The sequence below is a fragment of the Chelativorans sp. M5D2P16 genome, assembly GCF_034427935.1.
Classification (GTDB): Bacteria; Pseudomonadota; Alphaproteobacteria; order Rhizobiales; family Rhizobiaceae; genus Chelativorans.
In genome coordinates, this window is the sequence record NZ_JAXQNM010000013.1 from 338,665 (window position 1) to 353,133 (window position 14,469).

Below are 14,469 nucleotides of genomic sequence, written 5' to 3' on the forward strand. Positions count from 1 at the left end.
TAAAAATATAAAGAAATGTTTATGTGGCTATGTGAGTTGTAGGGTGAAGCCTCAGGTCTCCTCGCCGAAGCGGCTGGCGATCAGCTTTTCGAGTGCCGCCATCACGTCAGCCGCCTCGCGGCCGCGCGCGGTGACCGTGATGGTGCAGCCCGGGCTCGCGGCCAGCATCATCAGGCCCATGATCGAGGTGCCGCCCACCGAAATGCCGTCACGCTCGACCGTCACCCTGGCGTCATAGCCAGCAACGAGCTGCACGAACTTGGCGGAAGCGCGCGCGTGCAGGCCACGCTGATTGACGATGGAGAAGTTGCGGGTAATGACATCCTTCTCGGTGGATCCGCTCGGCGACACGCTCATTTGCCGTTGAGCACCTGGCTTGCCACGTTGATGTATTTGCGGCCGGCCGTCTGTGCCTCCTCGAGCGCAAGCGCCATATCGTTGCCGGACCGTACGCTGGACAGCTTGATCAGCATCGGCAGGTTCATGCCGGCGACCACTTCCACCCGTCCGGGATCCATGACCGAGATCGCCAGATTGGACGGCGTCCCGCCGAACATGTCTGTGAGGATGATCACGCCGGCACCGGTATCGGCGCTTGCGACGGCCTCCACGATGTCGCGCCGGCGCTGCTCCATGTCGTCCTCGGCGCCGATGGAGACGGTCTCCAGATTGTTCTGCGGGCCCACGACGTGCTCCACGGCATGGCGGAATTCCTCCGCCAGATGCCCATGGGTGACGAGAACAATGCCAATCATCGGATGGTCGCTCTCCCCCGGTGCCCCGTCGCGGATTCCCACGGGCTCGCCGACGCCCTGTCCATGCGCTTCGAGGCCGTCAATCTGTCACTCCGCCCACTGGCTTGCCAATTTCGGTACGCAAGATGCGCTATCTTTCGCCGGATATCCGGGATTCCGTCTGACTGCCTCACGGCAAAAGCGATATCTTGTCAACGGATAATGCGTTGACAAGCCCAAAATGGACATCATTTGACGGATTTTTGACGCAGCCTAGGCGAAGGGCGGCAACCCAAGGCGCGCCGCGACGGCCAGAACCGCGCCCTGGAGATCGCGCTCGGCAAGTTTCAGGCAGGGTAGGGGAACACCCGCCAGGACGACTTGCATATGTTCGTCCACGCGGGGTGCGACCGCGGCCGGCACCAGCTGGACCACCAGGTCGATCACGGCGCAATTCTCGTGCGCGATGGGGGCGGGACCGAAGCCTCGGGCCTCGGCGAGACCGCCGATCGTTTCCGCCGCGCGACCGACGAGGCGCCCGTTTTCGGCCGACAGGAAAAGCTGGTCGTCACCGACCATTCGCGCAAAGAACCCGCAGGCCGCGCCATGACGAAGGAGGGCGAGCGCCAACGCCGTCTTGCCGGCACCGGACGGCCCTGTGACGAAGACGCCGGTTTCGCCGACGACGACCAGGCTGCCGTGGTGGTTGTTTCCGGCCACGGCTCTCAGTCCTCGGCAGGCAGCGTGATGACGAAGCGGGCGCCGCGTATCTCCCCCGGCTTGGCCCCGGGGATATTCTCTGCAGTCAGCGTTCCGCCATGGGCTTCGATGATCTGCCGGCTGATGGAGAGACCGAGGCCGGAGTTCTGACCGAAGGCCTCGCCCGAGGGGCGATCGGTGTAGAAGCGCTCGAAGATGCGTTCGATGTTCTCGGCGCGAATACCCGGTCCGTTGTCCTCGACCGTCAAGAGAATGCGTCGGGCGCTGCGCGAGAGGGTGAGGGTGATGCGACCGTCCTCGCTGGACACGAAGGAACGGGCGTTCTCGATGAGGTTGGTGATCACCTGGCCGAGCCGCAGGTCGTGCCCTGCCGCGGTGAACTTCCGTCCCGGAGCGCCCTCGACTTCGAAACGGATGTCCACCGGCTTCTTCTTGCCCCCGATATCGCGGGTGGCGGCCACCAGGTCGCCGACGAACTGCTTGAGATCGATGGGCTCGGCGTCCTCGCGCACGAGCTCGGCGTCGAGACGCGACGCGTCCGAGATATCCGTGATCAGCCGGTCGAGCCGGCGCACGTCGTGCTGAATGATCTCCAGCAGCCGTTCGCGCGAGCGCTCGTCCTTCGCCAGAGGCAGCGTCTCCACCGCGCTGCCGAGCGAGGTGAGCGGGTTCTTCAATTCATGCGCGACATCGGCGGCGAAGCTCTCGATGGCGTCCATCCGGGCATAAAGCGCCTTGGTCATGTCGCGCAGCGCGATCGACAGATTGCCGATCTCGTCCTGACGATGGGAAAAGTCGGGAATCTCCTCCCTCTTGCGCACGCCGCGGCGTACGCGGATCGCCGCCGCCGACAGGCGACGCAGCGGATTGGCAATGGTCGAGGCCAGAAGGAGCGACAGGACCGCCGTGACCAGCGCGGCGACGCCGAAGACGCGCAGGATGGCAAGCCGTTCCTCGGCGAGAATGCGGTCGACGTCTCCCTGCGTGGAAAGCTGAAGAACGCCCAGCACCGCCCGGAAACGCTGGATGGGCACAGCGACCGAAATGATGTGCTCGCCCTGCTCGCTGCGCCGCACCAGGGCTCTCGGCACGCCGTCCGTCAGTGCGGTCATCACCTCCTCATAGGCGACACCGCTACCGCCGGGCTGCTCCTTGTCGAGCGGGTACTCGTTGCGCTGGAACAGCACCTTGAAGCGGGCCTTGAGCCAGTCGAGAAATCCGGTCTCCTCCTCTTCCACCGCCGGCAGGTTGTAGCGCAGGATCTGTCCCCGCGAATAGAGCGTGCGCGAATCGAGCAGCAGGTTCGCGTCACGGTCGTAAATGCGCGCGCGCGTCTTGGCCGGCGAGATCACCCGGCGCAAAAGCGGGGCGACGATCTCCGGATTGATCGGGAAATCGAGGTTCTCGAGCTGCTCGGTCCGCGGTGGCAGACTTTCGCCCGCCTGCAACTCCAGCAGCTTGTCGGGATCGATGAGGATCGAATCCGTTTCGACCGTGGCCGAGCTGGCAACAGCGCCGGCGATGATGCTGCCCTGCGTCCGGAGGCTTTCGATCTGGGCGTCGATGAGGGCTTCACGGAACTGGTTGATGTAGAGGATGCCGACGACCAGAACGCCGATGGCGCCGAAATTGAGGATGAGGATGCGGCGGGTCAGGCTGGAGAACATGTAATGGCCCAGCATCCGCCTGACCGGCACGGCCAGACGGCTCAGCAGCCAGGAGGAAGAGCGCTCTGCCCTTTCCGCCGTCGCGGAGCTTCTCTTTTCCCGTGCCTCCATGACCTCCAGCGACAATCGTTAGGCTTCCCGGAAACGGTATCCGACACCGTAAAGGGTTTCGATCATATCGAAAGTGCCGTCGACGGACTTGAACTTCTTGCGCAGCCGCTTGATGTGGCTGTCGATGGTTCTGTCGTCGACATAGACCTGCTCGTCATAGGCCGAGTCCATCAGTGCGTCACGGCTTTTCACCACGCCGGGGCGCTGCGCCAAGGCATGCAGGATGAGAAATTCGGTGACGGTCAGCGTGACGGGCTCGCCCCGCCAGGTGCAGGTGTGGCGTTCCTGGTCCATGACGAGATGGCCGCGCTCCAGGGAACGTGACTGCTTGTCGGCGACCTTCGCCGTGGCCTCGCGCGCGCTCGCGCGGCGCAGGACGGCCCGTACCCGCTCCACCAGAAGCCTCTGCGAAAAGGGTTTGCGGACGAAATCGTCCGCGCCCATCTTGAGCCCGAAGAGCTCGTCGATCTCGTCGTCCTTCGAAGTGAGGAAGATCACGGGAATGTCGCTCTTCTGCCGGAGCCGGCGCAAGAGCTCCATCCCATCCATGCGCGGCATCTTGATGTCCAGTATTGCGAGCGAGGGCGGGCGGGCGCTCAGCCCCTCCAGCGCCGAAGCTCCGTCGGTATAGGTCTCCACGCGGTAGCCCTCCGATTCCAGCGCGATCGAGACCGACGTCAGAATATTGCGGTCGTCATCAACGAGCGCGATTGTTGCCATGTCGTGCGGCTCCCTCGTCATGCGGGTGTCCCTTCCTGCTGCAATCGTGCGCAGATGCAGGACAAATTGGGTACAAAATGTGGCACATTCTGCGGGCAGAGTCACTTCACCGCCCGGCCTGCGACAGTTTGTGCACGCGCTACGTGAAATCCCGGCGGCAGGTAGGACGGGGGACAGGTGAATTGAACCCCTATAACCGATTTAAATCGCGCTTAAAATCTTTAAATCGATTAATGATTTGAAATCGCTGCGCTTTTCTGGTTGAGACAATCTTCGCCTGCCGGAGGGGTTTTGCCCGGTTTGCTGGCGGCGGAGGATCAACGCAAATCTGGTAGCGAAACATGGATGAGACCGGCCATCGCAATCCCGCCAGCGGGATCGAAAAAAGCAATCTGAAGACCAAGGGCACCGTCTTTTACAATCTCCCGACGCGGGATCTGTACGAGGAAGCGATCCGGCGCCGCGAGGCGCGGCTCACCGTGCACGGTGCCCTGGCGGCAGAAACCGGCCAGCACACCGGCCGTTCGCCCAAGGACCGATTCATCGTGCGCGATGCCGACACGGAAAACGTCGTGTGGTGGGACAACAACAAGGCGATCTCGCGCGCGCAATTCGACACGTTGTTCGAGGATTTCCGGCGCCATGCGGAAGGTCTCGACCTGTTCGTCCAGGACCTGATCGGCGGCGCGGACCGCGAGAACGCCCTGCCGACGCGCGTGATCACGGAATATGCGTGGCACTCGCTCTTCATCCGCACCATGCTCATCCGCCCGGAACAGGCGGAGCTGGCGGATTTCGTGCCGGAGATGACAGTCATCGATTTCCCCTCCTTCAAGGGCGATCCGGCGCGGCACGGCTGTCGCGGGGAGACGGTGATCGCCGTCGATCTGACGCGCAAGATCGTGCTCGTCGGCGGCTCCTCCTATGCGGGCGAGATGAAGAAGTCCGTCTTCACCACGCTCAACTATATCCTGCCGCCGCGCGGCGTGATGCCGATGCATTGCTCGGCCAATGTCGGTCCCGACGGCGACGCCGCCCTCTTCTTCGGCCTGTCGGGCACGGGCAAGACCACGCTTTCGGCCGATCCGGCGCGCACGCTTCTCGGCGACGACGAGCACGGCTGGGGGGCACACGGGGTCTTCAATTTCGAAGGCGGATGCTATGCCAAGACGATCCGCCTCTCCGAGGAGGCCGAGCCGGAGATCTATGCCACGACGCGGCGTTTCGGCACGCTCATGGAAAACGTCGTGCTCGATGCCGACGGGGTGCCGGACTTCGACGACGGCAGCCTGACGGAGAACGCGCGCTGCGCCTATCCGCTGGATTTCATCCCCAATGCCAGCGCGACAGGGCGGGCCGGCCATCCCAAGAACATCATCATGCTGACATGCGATGCCTTCGGCGTGATGCCGCCGATCGCGCGGCTTTCGCCGGCGCAGGCAATGTATCACTTCCTGTCCGGCTACACGGCCAAGGTGGCCGGGACGGAGAAGGGCGTGACGGAACCGGAAGCCACCTTCTCCACCTGTTTCGGCGCCCCCTTCATGCCGCGCCATCCCTCCATTTATGGCAATCTCCTGCGCGACCTGATCGCTGGACATGGGGTCAATTGCTGGCTGGTGAACACCGGCTGGACCGGCGGTGCCTTCGGCACGGGCGAGCGCATGCCCATCCAGGTGACGCGGAGGCTCCTGACAGCCGCCCTCAACGGTTCGCTGAACCAGGCCGAATTCCGCACCGACGAGCATTTCGGCTTCGCCGTGCCCGTCGCGGTGCCGGGGATCGACAGCGGCATTCTCGATCCGCGCGGCACCTGGCCGGACAAGGCCGCCTTCGATGCCCAGGCGGAACGGCTGATCGGGATGTTTATCGAGAACTTCGCGAAATTCGAATCGCACGTGGACACAGATGTCCTGAAGGCTTCGCCGCAGATGCGGCAAGCGGCCGAATAGGCTTGCCGCGCGGCACCATCCTGCCACATCCTGGTTCGGGCAACGGGCACGAACCAGGAAAGGGATAATGGCCGACGGCGACCTTCATATTCAGCCCGGCATCCTTGTCGCCGCAGACGAGCTGGAGGAGCAGTTCATCCGCGCCTCCGGCCCTGGCGGACAGAACGTCAACAAGGTGGCGACCGCGGTGCAGTTGCGCTTCGACGCCGCCAATGCGCGGCATCTGCCCGAGCGCGTGCGCGCGCGGGCGCTGAAGCTCGCCGGCAGCCGGGCGACGAAGGACGGTCAAATCGTCATCGAAGCCGCGCGCTTCAGAACACAGGAGCAGAACCGCGCCGACGCACGCGCGCGCCTCGCCGAGCTCCTGAGGCGGGCAGCGGAGCCGCCGCCCAAGCCGCGCAAGAAGACCAAGCCGTCCAAGGGCGCGGTCGAAAGGCGTTTGAAGGCGAAATCAGGGCGCGGACAGATCAAGAAGCTGCGCGGCAAGGTTTCGCCGGAATAGGCGCCTGAACCGGGTTGCCAAGCCTCAAGGCGCCCCTATGGTGACGGGAACGGCTTGCCCTGAAAACCGGATGACGACAGCGTTTCGGACGGTATTCATGAACACTCTGCCCAACGGCGTGCACCATATTCCCGGTGCCTTGGACCAGGATGCGCAGGAAGCGCTGCTCGAGGCGATCCGCGCCATGGTGTCCGAAGCGCCGCTCTTCGTCCCGACCATGCCGCGCACGGGCAAGCCGATGAGCGTGCGCATGACCAATTGCGGTCCGCTCGGCTGGCTGACTGACAAGGAAGGCGGCTATCGCTATCAGGCAACCCATCCCGAAACGGGACGGCCATGGCCCGCGATACCGCCTGCGCTGCTGGCCGTGTGGGAAAAGTTCGCCGGCTATCCGCATCCGCCGGAGGCCTGTCTCGTCAACTACTACGACCATACCGCAAAGATGGGCCTGCATCAGGACCGGGACGAGCGGGAATTCGCCGCACCCGTGGTTTCCGTATCGCTGGGCGATGCCTGCCTGTTCCGAGTTGGCGGCAGAAGCCGTTCAGGCAAGACGGTCTCCTTCCGGCTCGAAAGCGGCGATGTCGTCGTGCTCGGCGGGGAGGGACGGATGTCCTTTCATGGCGTGGACAGGATCTATCCGGGCTCCTCAACGCTGCTCAGGAACGGCGGCCGCATCAACCTGACGCTCCGGCGGGTCAATCCGCCCAACCCGGGGTGAGATCACGGGACCGGAGGCGCTTCACACTGCCGCCTCGTCCTCTGAAAATCTCGGTGGATCGAAGGCTTGCGCGGGATGACGGCAGAGAGGGCGCTACAGTTTCCTGAGCGCGACCTCTTCGACGAGATGGTTCGTGCCCTTGCGCAATATGAGATCGGCGCGCGGTCGGGTGGGCAGGATGTTCTCGCGCAGGTTCTTGAGGTTGATGTTGTGCCAGAGCTGCTCGGCGATCGCCTTGGCGGCGCTCGGCGCCAGCTTGGAATAGCGGTGGAAGAAGGACTTCGGATCGCGGAAGGCGGTGTCGCGCAGGCGCATGAAGCGCTCGACATACCAGTCGTGGACCAGATCTTCCGGCGCATCGATGTAGATGGAGAAATCGAAGAAGTCCGACACGAAGGGCACCGCCTTGCCGTCCTGCGGCAGGTCGCGGGTCTGCAGCACGTTGATGCCCTCGAAGATGAGGATGTCGGGCCGGTCGATGGTGACGAAATCGCCGGGAACCACGTCATAGGTGAGGTGCGAATAGACGGGCGCCCGCACATTGGGCAAGCTGGCTTTGATGCCGGACAGAAAGCGCAGGATGGCGCCGACGTCGTAGCTGTCGGGAAAGCCCTTGCGGTCCATCAGGCCTTCCTGGCGGAGGATCGCGTTCGGATAGAGAAAACCGTCGGTGGTGACCAGATCGACCTTGGGGCTCGACGGCCAGCGGGCCAGAAGCTCCTTCAGCACACGCGCGGTGGTGGACTTTCCAACCGCCACCGATCCGGCGATGCCGATGATGAACGGGGCCTTGACCGCATCGTTGGCATCGAAAAACACCTGCCTCTGGCGGAACAGAAGCTGCATCGCCTCGACATGGGCCGAAAGCAGCCGCGACATCGACAGGTAGATGCGGCGCACCTCCTCGAGGTCCACCGGGTCGTTCAGCGAGCGCAGCCGGCGCACCTCGTCTTCGGTCAGCGTGAGCGGGGTGTCGTGGCGAAACTGCGCCCACCGCTCTGCCGTGAAGATGCGGTATGGAGAGTAACGCTCGGTGGGAACAAGCTGGTCCATCAGCGAATTTTCCTGCGGTCCTGTCAGCGCTCCGACCCGGCGGAAGTGCCCCGTGCGGCTTTTTCGGCGACCCCTGAGCGACTGGTGCGCCGCTCGAGCTCGGCGACCACCTCGTCGAGCCGGACGCCGGCGATGTGGAGCACAACAAGCCAGTGATAGATAAGGTCCGCGCTTTCCGAGACGAGGGCATCGCGGTCGCCCGAGACGGCTGCGATGACCGCCTCCACGCCTTCCTCTCCGAGCTTCTGGGCGGCCTTCGGCATGCCGGCGGCGACCAGCCGCGCTGTCCAGGACTGCTCGTCGCCCGAATGGGCCCGCTCGGCGATGATGGTTTCGAGCCTGGAAAAATCAAACCCGCTCATCCGCGCCCCGCCTCCGCCTGATCGAGCCGCATGGGAATGCCCGCCGCGGCCATGTGCTTCTTTGCCTCACCGATCGTATAGGTTCCGAAATGGAAAATCGAGGCGGCGAGGACGGCCGCCGCACGCCCCTCCCGAATGCCGTCCACCAGATGATCGAGGTTTCCGACGCCGCCCGAGGCGATCACCGGCGCACGCACGGCGTCCGCCACGGCACGCGTGAGCGCCACATCGTAACCGGCCTTGGTGCCGTCGCGGTCCATCGAGGTGAGCAGAATTTCGCCCGCGCCCAGCGAGACCACACGCTCGGCGAAGGCCACAGCATCGATGCCGGTCGCGTTGCGCCCGCCGTGGGTGAAGATCTCCCAGCGCGCCGACGCGCCCTCGGCGGAGACGCGCTTGGCGTCGATGGCGACGACGATGCACTGATCGCCGAACTTGTCGGCGGCACGGGCGACGAACTCCGGATCCTTCACGGCGGCGGTGTTGATGGACACCTTGTCGGCGCCGGCCAAAAGCAGCTTGCGGATGTCGGAGACCTGGCGCACGCCGCCGCCGACCGTCAGCGGCATGAAGCACTGCTCGGCCGTGCGCGCGACCACGTCGAAAATGGTTTCCCGGTTCTCGTGGCTCGCCGTGATATCCAGGAAGCAGAGCTCGTCCGCCCCCGCCGCGTCATAGGCCTTCGCCGCCTCCACCGGATCGCCGGCGTCGACCAGATCGACGAAATTGACGCCCTTGACGACGCGGCCGTTATGCACGTCGAGGCAGGGGATGACGCGGGCCTTGAGGGTCATGCACGCGCCTCTTTGAGCATCTTGAGCGCCTCCCGCGCGTGGATCCGCCCGTCATAGAGCGCGCGGCCTGAGATGGCGCCTTTGAGCTTTGCCGCGTCGGGCCGCGTCATGCGTTCGATGTCGACCATGGAAGCAAGACCGCCGGAGGCGATGACGGGGATGGAGACCGCCTCGGCCAGCGCGATGGTCGCCTCCCAGTTGATGCCGGTCAGAACACCGTCGCGGTCGATATCGGTATAGATGATGGCTGCCACGCCCGCGCCCTCGAAACGCCTTGCGAGTTCGGTCGCCGACAGGTCGGATGTCTCGGCCCAACCCTCGACGGCCACCTTGCCGCCGCGCGCGTCGATGCCGACGGCGATCCGGCCGGGGAATTTCCGGCAGGCCTCGTACACCAGGGCGGGATCGCGCACGGCCACCGTGCCGAGGATGACGCGAGCCAGCCCCTTGTCGAGCCACGCTTCAATCTGGGCCAGCGAGCGGATGCCGCCGCCGAGCTGCACCGGGTTCTTCGTGGCGCGCAGGATCGCCTCCACGGCCACGCCGTTGCGGCTTTCCCCGGCAAAGGCGCCGTTCAGATCGACCACGTGCAGCCATTCGAAGCCTTCGTCCTCGAAAACCTTCGCCTGGGCGGCGGGATTGCGGTTGTAGACGGTGGCCTCGCTCATCTCGCCGAGCCTGAGCCGCACGCATTCGCCGTCTTTGAGGTCGATGGCGGGGAAGAGGATCATGGTTTCCACGTCAGGAAGTTCGCGATCAGCGCGAGGCCGAGCGCCTGGCTCTTTTCGGGATGGAACTGGGTGCCGGCGAGGTTGTCGCGGGCCACGGCGGCGGTAACCTCGCCGGCGTAGTCCGTCACCGCCAGGACATCCTCCGGGCGCTCGGCGGCGAGGTGGTAGGAGTGCACGAAATAGGCGTGCAAGCCCTTCTCCCCCGTCTGAATGCCGTCGAAGAGCGGGTGGGAATGTTTCACGTGAATCGTGTTCCAGCCGATCTGCGGGATCTTCAGCGCGGGGTCGGAGCGCTCCATTTCCTTCACGTCGCCGGCGATCCAGCCGAAGCCCTTCGTGACGGTCTTTTCCAGACCCCGCCCGGACATGAGCTGCATGCCCACACAAATGCCGAGGAACGGGCGCGCGTTGCGGATTGCGACCTCCTCGATGGCCTCCACCATGCCGGGCACCGCGTCCAGCCCGGCACGGCAATGCGCATAGGCGCCGACGCCCGGCAGGACGATGCGGTCGGCGGTGCGCACCCGATCGGCACTGTCGGTGAGGTCGATCTCGGCGGTCACGCCCGCTTCACGCGCGGCGCGCTCGAAAGCCTTGACGGCGGAGCGCAGATTGCCGGAACCGTAGTCTATGAGGGCAACGCGCATCGTCATGTCCTTCGCGGGTAGTCCAGAAGGCCGAAGGCGGGAGTGGCGGTCCTCGGCCGGGGCTTGCCGGCCACCGGTGCGAGCGGAACGGGGGGCGGGGCTGCGCGTTCGATGCGCGCTGCCGCTTCGGCCACATAGCGCGCCTCCGCCTCGTTGCGGTTTCCCGCCTCGACGAGGCCCCAGTCCACCCAGCCGCGCCTGCGCAGGGCGGCCGCGCGCAGCGCCTGCGCCTCGAGGCCGATGAGGAACGACAGGAGCAGCGAAAGGATCGGCGTGAGAACCGCGAAGCCGGGCTGCATACCGAGCGCGGCAATCGACAGGCTGAGGGCGAGCACGGCGAAAGCCTCCAGCCACATGCGATGGAACAGAAACCAGAGGAAGGGGACGATGAAGGCGAGCACGGCGAAGCCGTCGCGGATCAGAACCGCCTTTTCCGTTCGCTCCGAAGGCCCGATCCCGGGCTCGAGAACCATATAGCTCGCCATCTCAGTCCTCAGCCGCTCAATGTTCCCTTGGTGGACGGCACGACGCCGGACTGCCGGGGGTCGGCCGAAAGCGCCGCCCGAAGCACCCGCGCCACCGCCTTGAAGCAGGTTTCGGCGATATGGTGGCTGTTGGCGCCGTAGAGGTTCGTCACATGAAGCGTGATGCCGGCATTCTGGGCCAGGGCATGGAAGAACTCGCGCACGAGCTCGGTGTCGAAGGTACCGATCTTCGGCGCGGGGAAGGCAACCTGCCATACGAGGAACGGCCGGCCGGAGACGTCCACCGCCGCGCGCGTCAGCGTCTCGTCCATTGCCAGGTCGAGCGAGGCGTAGCGCACAATGCCGCGCCGCTCGCCAAGTGCTTTGGCGATCGCCTGGCCGATGGCGATGCCGCAATCCTCGACCGTGTGATGGTCGTCGACATGCAAGTCGCCGCTCGCCTTCACCGTCATATCGACGAGGGAATGGCGCGCGAGCTGCTCCAGCATATGGTCGAAAAAACCCACGCCGGTGGCGATTTCATAGCGGCCCTCGCCGTCGAGATCGACGGAAACCATTACATCCGTCTCGCCCGTCTTGCGGCTGACCTCCGCCCGGCGTTCTGTGCTGGCGGCCATGAATCTTTCCTTTGCACACCCAGAAGGTCCGCCTTCTACCAGCATGTTCCGTGGAATGCCAGACACTCGACCCGGCCCCTTCCGGGGCGCGTTTGCATTCTGGAACGAGGGACTTACATATGCCGTCTGACGGGCCCGCCGCTGCCGGGCGCACCGACGGAGTTTGCGATGAGCGAAGACAATTCCATGCATGCCACGACCATCGTCACCGTCCGCAAGGGCGGCAAGGTGGTGATTGCCGGTGACGGGCAGGTGAGCTTCGGCCAGACCGTGATGAAGGGCAATGCGCGCAAGGTGCGTCGCCTCGGCAAGGGCAACGTGATCGCCGGTTTCGCCGGCGCCACTGCGGATGCGTTTACGCTGCTGGAGCGGCTCGAGAACAAGCTGGAGCAATATCCGGAGCAACTCATGCGCGCCTGCGTCGAACTCGCCAAGGACTGGCGCACGGACCGCTATCTGCGCCGGCTGGAGGCGATGATGCTGGTGGCCGACCGGAACGTGACGCTGGCCCTGACCGGAAACGGCGACGTGCTGGAACCCGAACAGGGCGTCATGGCCATCGGCTCGGGCGGCAACTACGCGCTTGCCGCCGCGCGCGCGCTTCTCGACACGGACAAAAGCGCCGAGGAGATCGCCCGGCGCGCCATGGAGATCGCCGCCAGCATCTGCATCTACACCAACGACTCTATCATGGTCGAAACGCTTGATGCCGAATAGCCCGGGACAAATCGGCTTCACGCCCGTGGAACCGGGCCACTATCCCCTCTTGAGGCAGTGGCTGAGAGCGCCGCACGTGCGCGAATGGTGGGGCGAGGTCGAAGAGGAGCTGGGCTTCATCCGCGACATGGTGGAAGGGCGCGACACGACACGGCCTTTCCTCATCATGCTCGACGAGGAGCCGGTAGGCTATATCCAGTACTGGTTCGTCGGCCATCACCAGAACGACGCGTGGACCGAGAAAAATCCATGGCTGAAGACGCTGCCGGCGGATGCCGTCGGCGTCGACCTGACCATCGGCGAGGCGGCCTGGCTGTCCAGGGGAGTCGGTTCTGCGGCGCTGTCGGTTTTTGTCGCCAAACTCAGGAGAGACGGTTTCGACACCGTTATCATCGATCCCGACCGCGAAAACCTGCGCGCCGTCCGCGCCTATGAAAAGGCCGGCTTCAGACCCGTTCCCGAGCTTGAGGGGCGCACGGGGAAGGTCCTGATCATGCAACACCACGAATACGCAAACGAGACCCTGTCATGACCAACTTTTCCCCCCGCGAGATCGTCTCCGAGCTCGACCGCTACATTATCGGCCAGAAGGACGCCAAGCGCGCGGTGGCGATCGCGCTGAGAAACCGCTGGCGCCGGCAGCAGCTCGAAGAGGGGCTGCGCGAGGAAGTGATGCCGAAAAATATCCTGATGATCGGCCCCACCGGCGTCGGCAAGACGGAGATTTCACGCCGCCTCGCGAAGCTGGCGGGTGCGCCTTTCATGAAGGTGGAGGCGACTAAGTTCACCGAGGTCGGCTATGTCGGCCGCGACGTGGAGCAGATCATCCGCGACCTCGTCGAGGTCTCGATCGGGCTCACCCGCGAGAAGATGCGTGAGAACGTCAAGGCACGCGCGCATATGAACGCGGAGGAGCGGGTTCTGGAGGCGCTAGTGGGCAAAACGGCAAGCCCTGCCACGCGTGACAGCTTCCGCCAGAAGCTCCGGGCCGGCGAGATGGACGACAAGGAGATCGATATCGAGGTGGCAGACACCGGCGGCGGCATGGGCGGCTTCGAGATCCCCGGTATGCCGGGGGCCAACGTCGGTGTGCTGAACATCAACGACATGCTGCAGAAGGCCATGGGCGGCGGGCGCACCAAGACCGTCAAGACGACGGTCAAGGACTCCTACAAGCACCTGATCAACGACGAATCGGACAAGTTGCTCGACGAGGACGAGGTCGCACAGCGCGCTCTGGAATCGGCACAAAACGACGGCATCGTCTTCCTGGACGAGGTCGACAAGATCGCTACCCGCGAGGGCGGCACGGGGGCGGGCGTCTCGCGCGAAGGCGTGCAGCGCGATCTCCTGCCGCTGGTCGAGGGCACGACCGTGGCGACCAAATACGGGCCCGTGAAGACCGACCACATTCTCTTCATCGCCTCCGGCGCCTTCCATGTGTCGAAGCCTTCGGACCTTCTGCCCGAACTGCAGGGCCGCCTGCCCATCCGGGTCGAGCTCAGGGCCCTCGAGAAAGAGGATTTCCGCCGCATCCTGACGGAGACGGAGGCCAGCCTCATCAAGCAATATGTGGCTCTCATGCAGACGGAAGGTGTCGAGCTCGAATTCACCGACGACGCGATCGACCGGCTGGCGGCGATCGCCGTGGATCTCAACGCGAGCGTCGAGAACATCGGCGCGCGGCGGCTGCAGACGGTGATGGAGCGCGTCCTGGACGACATTTCCTACAACGCGCCCGACCGCTCCGGGGCGACGGTCCAGATCGATGCCGCCTATGTGGATGAAAATGTCGGGGATCTCGCCAAGAACACCGATCTGTCGCGCTTCATTCTGTGAGCTTACGGTCACATTCGGCAACAAAAGCACCGGCCGCATCGAATCTCCTCGACTCGCGCGGCCGCCTTCCATAGGTTGCATCCGGATTCTAAAAGCA

The 14,469-nt window shown here is 64.6% G+C and carries 18 protein-coding genes; 6 read left to right on the forward strand and 12 right to left on the reverse strand.

Annotated elements, in window-relative coordinates:
• Positions 1 to 51: 51 nt before the first annotated feature.
• The 5 genes from SIN08_RS08905 to SIN08_RS08925 all read right to left on the reverse strand — a co-directional run bounded on the left by SIN08_RS08905 (position 52) and on the right by SIN08_RS08925 (position 3,952).
• Positions 52 to 357, reverse strand: a complete 306-nt coding sequence (locus tag SIN08_RS08905; RefSeq protein ID WP_322451209.1) for an HPr family phosphocarrier protein — start codon at positions 355 to 357, stop codon at positions 52 to 54.
• A complete protein-coding gene (locus SIN08_RS08910) occupies positions 354 to 755 on the reverse strand; it encodes a PTS sugar transporter subunit IIA (protein WP_322451210.1) in 402 nt (133 codons plus the stop codon). Before SIN08_RS08910 ends, SIN08_RS08905 begins: the two co-directional genes overlap by 4 nt.
• Before the next feature lie 252 nt (positions 756 to 1,007).
• On the reverse strand, positions 1,008 to 1,454 hold the full coding sequence (locus tag SIN08_RS08915; RefSeq protein WP_322451211.1) for an HPr kinase/phosphorylase: 447 nt from the start codon (positions 1,452 to 1,454) through the stop codon (positions 1,008 to 1,010).
• A 5-nt stretch (positions 1,455 to 1,459) separates the two neighbouring features.
• Positions 1,460 to 3,232: a stimulus-sensing domain-containing protein gene (locus tag SIN08_RS08920; protein WP_416208042.1), complete on the reverse strand. Its 1,773-nt coding sequence runs from the start codon at positions 3,230 to 3,232 to the stop codon at positions 1,460 to 1,462.
• Between the two features lie 18 nt (positions 3,233 to 3,250).
• The gene (locus SIN08_RS08925; RefSeq protein ID WP_322451212.1) at positions 3,251 to 3,952 is read right to left on the reverse strand and encodes a response regulator transcription factor; all 702 of its coding nucleotides are present in this window, start codon (positions 3,950 to 3,952) and stop codon (positions 3,251 to 3,253) included.
• A gap of 341 nt (positions 3,953 to 4,293) precedes the next feature.
• Here SIN08_RS08925 and SIN08_RS08930 point away from each other — a divergent pair, with 341 nt between their 5' ends.
• From SIN08_RS08930 to SIN08_RS08940, 3 genes are all read left to right on the forward strand, one after another.
• Positions 4,294 to 5,904: a phosphoenolpyruvate carboxykinase gene (locus SIN08_RS08930; protein ID WP_322451213.1), complete on the forward strand. Its 1,611-nt coding sequence runs from the start codon at positions 4,294 to 4,296 to the stop codon at positions 5,902 to 5,904.
• A gap of 67 nt (positions 5,905 to 5,971) precedes the next feature.
• Positions 5,972 to 6,406, forward strand: coding sequence for an alternative ribosome rescue aminoacyl-tRNA hydrolase ArfB (gene arfB, locus SIN08_RS08935; RefSeq protein ID WP_322451214.1), 435 nt, complete (start codon positions 5,972 to 5,974; stop codon positions 6,404 to 6,406).
• A gap of 97 nt (positions 6,407 to 6,503) precedes the next feature.
• Positions 6,504 to 7,127 (forward strand): alpha-ketoglutarate-dependent dioxygenase AlkB, encoded by a 624-nt coding sequence (locus SIN08_RS08940; protein ID WP_322451215.1) that lies wholly within the window; start codon positions 6,504 to 6,506, stop codon positions 7,125 to 7,127.
• Positions 7,128 to 7,220: 93 nt separating this feature from the next.
• Here SIN08_RS08940 and coaA read toward each other — a convergent pair whose 3' ends face one another.
• From coaA to hisB, 7 genes are read right to left on the reverse strand one after another with little or no spacing between them, the layout of a single operon-like run.
• Positions 7,221 to 8,180: a type I pantothenate kinase gene (gene coaA / locus SIN08_RS08945; RefSeq protein WP_322451216.1), complete on the reverse strand. Its 960-nt coding sequence runs from the start codon at positions 8,178 to 8,180 to the stop codon at positions 7,221 to 7,223.
• A gap of 23 nt (positions 8,181 to 8,203) precedes the next feature.
• Positions 8,204 to 8,542 carry a phosphoribosyl-ATP diphosphatase gene (locus SIN08_RS08950; RefSeq protein WP_322451217.1) on the reverse strand — a complete coding sequence of 113 codons (339 nt, stop codon included), beginning with the start codon at positions 8,540 to 8,542 and terminating at the stop codon, positions 8,204 to 8,206.
• Entirely contained in the window at positions 8,539 to 9,336 is a 798-nt protein-coding gene (gene hisF, locus SIN08_RS08955) for an imidazole glycerol phosphate synthase subunit HisF (RefSeq protein ID WP_322451218.1), read from the reverse strand. Before hisF ends, SIN08_RS08950 begins: the two co-directional genes overlap by 4 nt.
• Complete coding sequence (gene hisA / locus SIN08_RS08960) at positions 9,333 to 10,067, reverse strand: 1-(5-phosphoribosyl)-5-[(5-phosphoribosylamino)methylideneamino]imidazole-4-carboxamide isomerase (protein WP_322451219.1); 735 nt, start codon at positions 10,065 to 10,067, stop codon at positions 9,333 to 9,335. Before hisA ends, hisF begins: the two co-directional genes overlap by 4 nt.
• A complete protein-coding gene (gene hisH, locus SIN08_RS08965; protein ID WP_322451220.1) occupies positions 10,064 to 10,714 on the reverse strand; it encodes an imidazole glycerol phosphate synthase subunit HisH in 651 nt (216 codons plus the stop codon). The genes hisA and hisH overlap by 4 nt, the downstream gene beginning before the upstream one ends.
• 2 nt (positions 10,715 to 10,716) lie before the next feature.
• Positions 10,717 to 11,199: a DUF2628 domain-containing protein gene (locus SIN08_RS08970; RefSeq protein ID WP_322451221.1), complete on the reverse strand. Its 483-nt coding sequence runs from the start codon at positions 11,197 to 11,199 to the stop codon at positions 10,717 to 10,719.
• Positions 11,200 to 11,207: 8 nt separating this feature from the next.
• Positions 11,208 to 11,816 carry an imidazoleglycerol-phosphate dehydratase HisB gene (gene hisB, locus SIN08_RS08975; protein ID WP_322451222.1) on the reverse strand — a complete coding sequence of 203 codons (609 nt, stop codon included), beginning with the start codon at positions 11,814 to 11,816 and terminating at the stop codon, positions 11,208 to 11,210.
• 168 nt (positions 11,817 to 11,984) lie between these two features.
• On the opposite strand from hisB, the gene hslV reads away from it, so the two are divergent.
• From hslV to hslU, 3 genes are read left to right on the forward strand one after another with little or no spacing between them, the layout of a single operon-like run.
• The gene (gene hslV, locus SIN08_RS08980; RefSeq protein ID WP_322451223.1) at positions 11,985 to 12,533 is read left to right on the forward strand and encodes an ATP-dependent protease subunit HslV; all 549 of its coding nucleotides are present in this window, start codon (positions 11,985 to 11,987) and stop codon (positions 12,531 to 12,533) included.
• Complete coding sequence (locus tag SIN08_RS08985) at positions 12,523 to 13,065, forward strand: GNAT family N-acetyltransferase (protein WP_322451224.1); 543 nt, start codon at positions 12,523 to 12,525, stop codon at positions 13,063 to 13,065. Before hslV ends, SIN08_RS08985 begins: the two co-directional genes overlap by 11 nt.
• On the forward strand, positions 13,062 to 14,372 hold the full coding sequence (gene hslU, locus SIN08_RS08990) for an ATP-dependent protease ATPase subunit HslU (protein WP_322451225.1): 1,311 nt from the start codon (positions 13,062 to 13,064) through the stop codon (positions 14,370 to 14,372). The genes SIN08_RS08985 and hslU overlap by 4 nt, the downstream gene beginning before the upstream one ends.
• Positions 14,373 to 14,469: the final 97 nt, after the last annotated feature.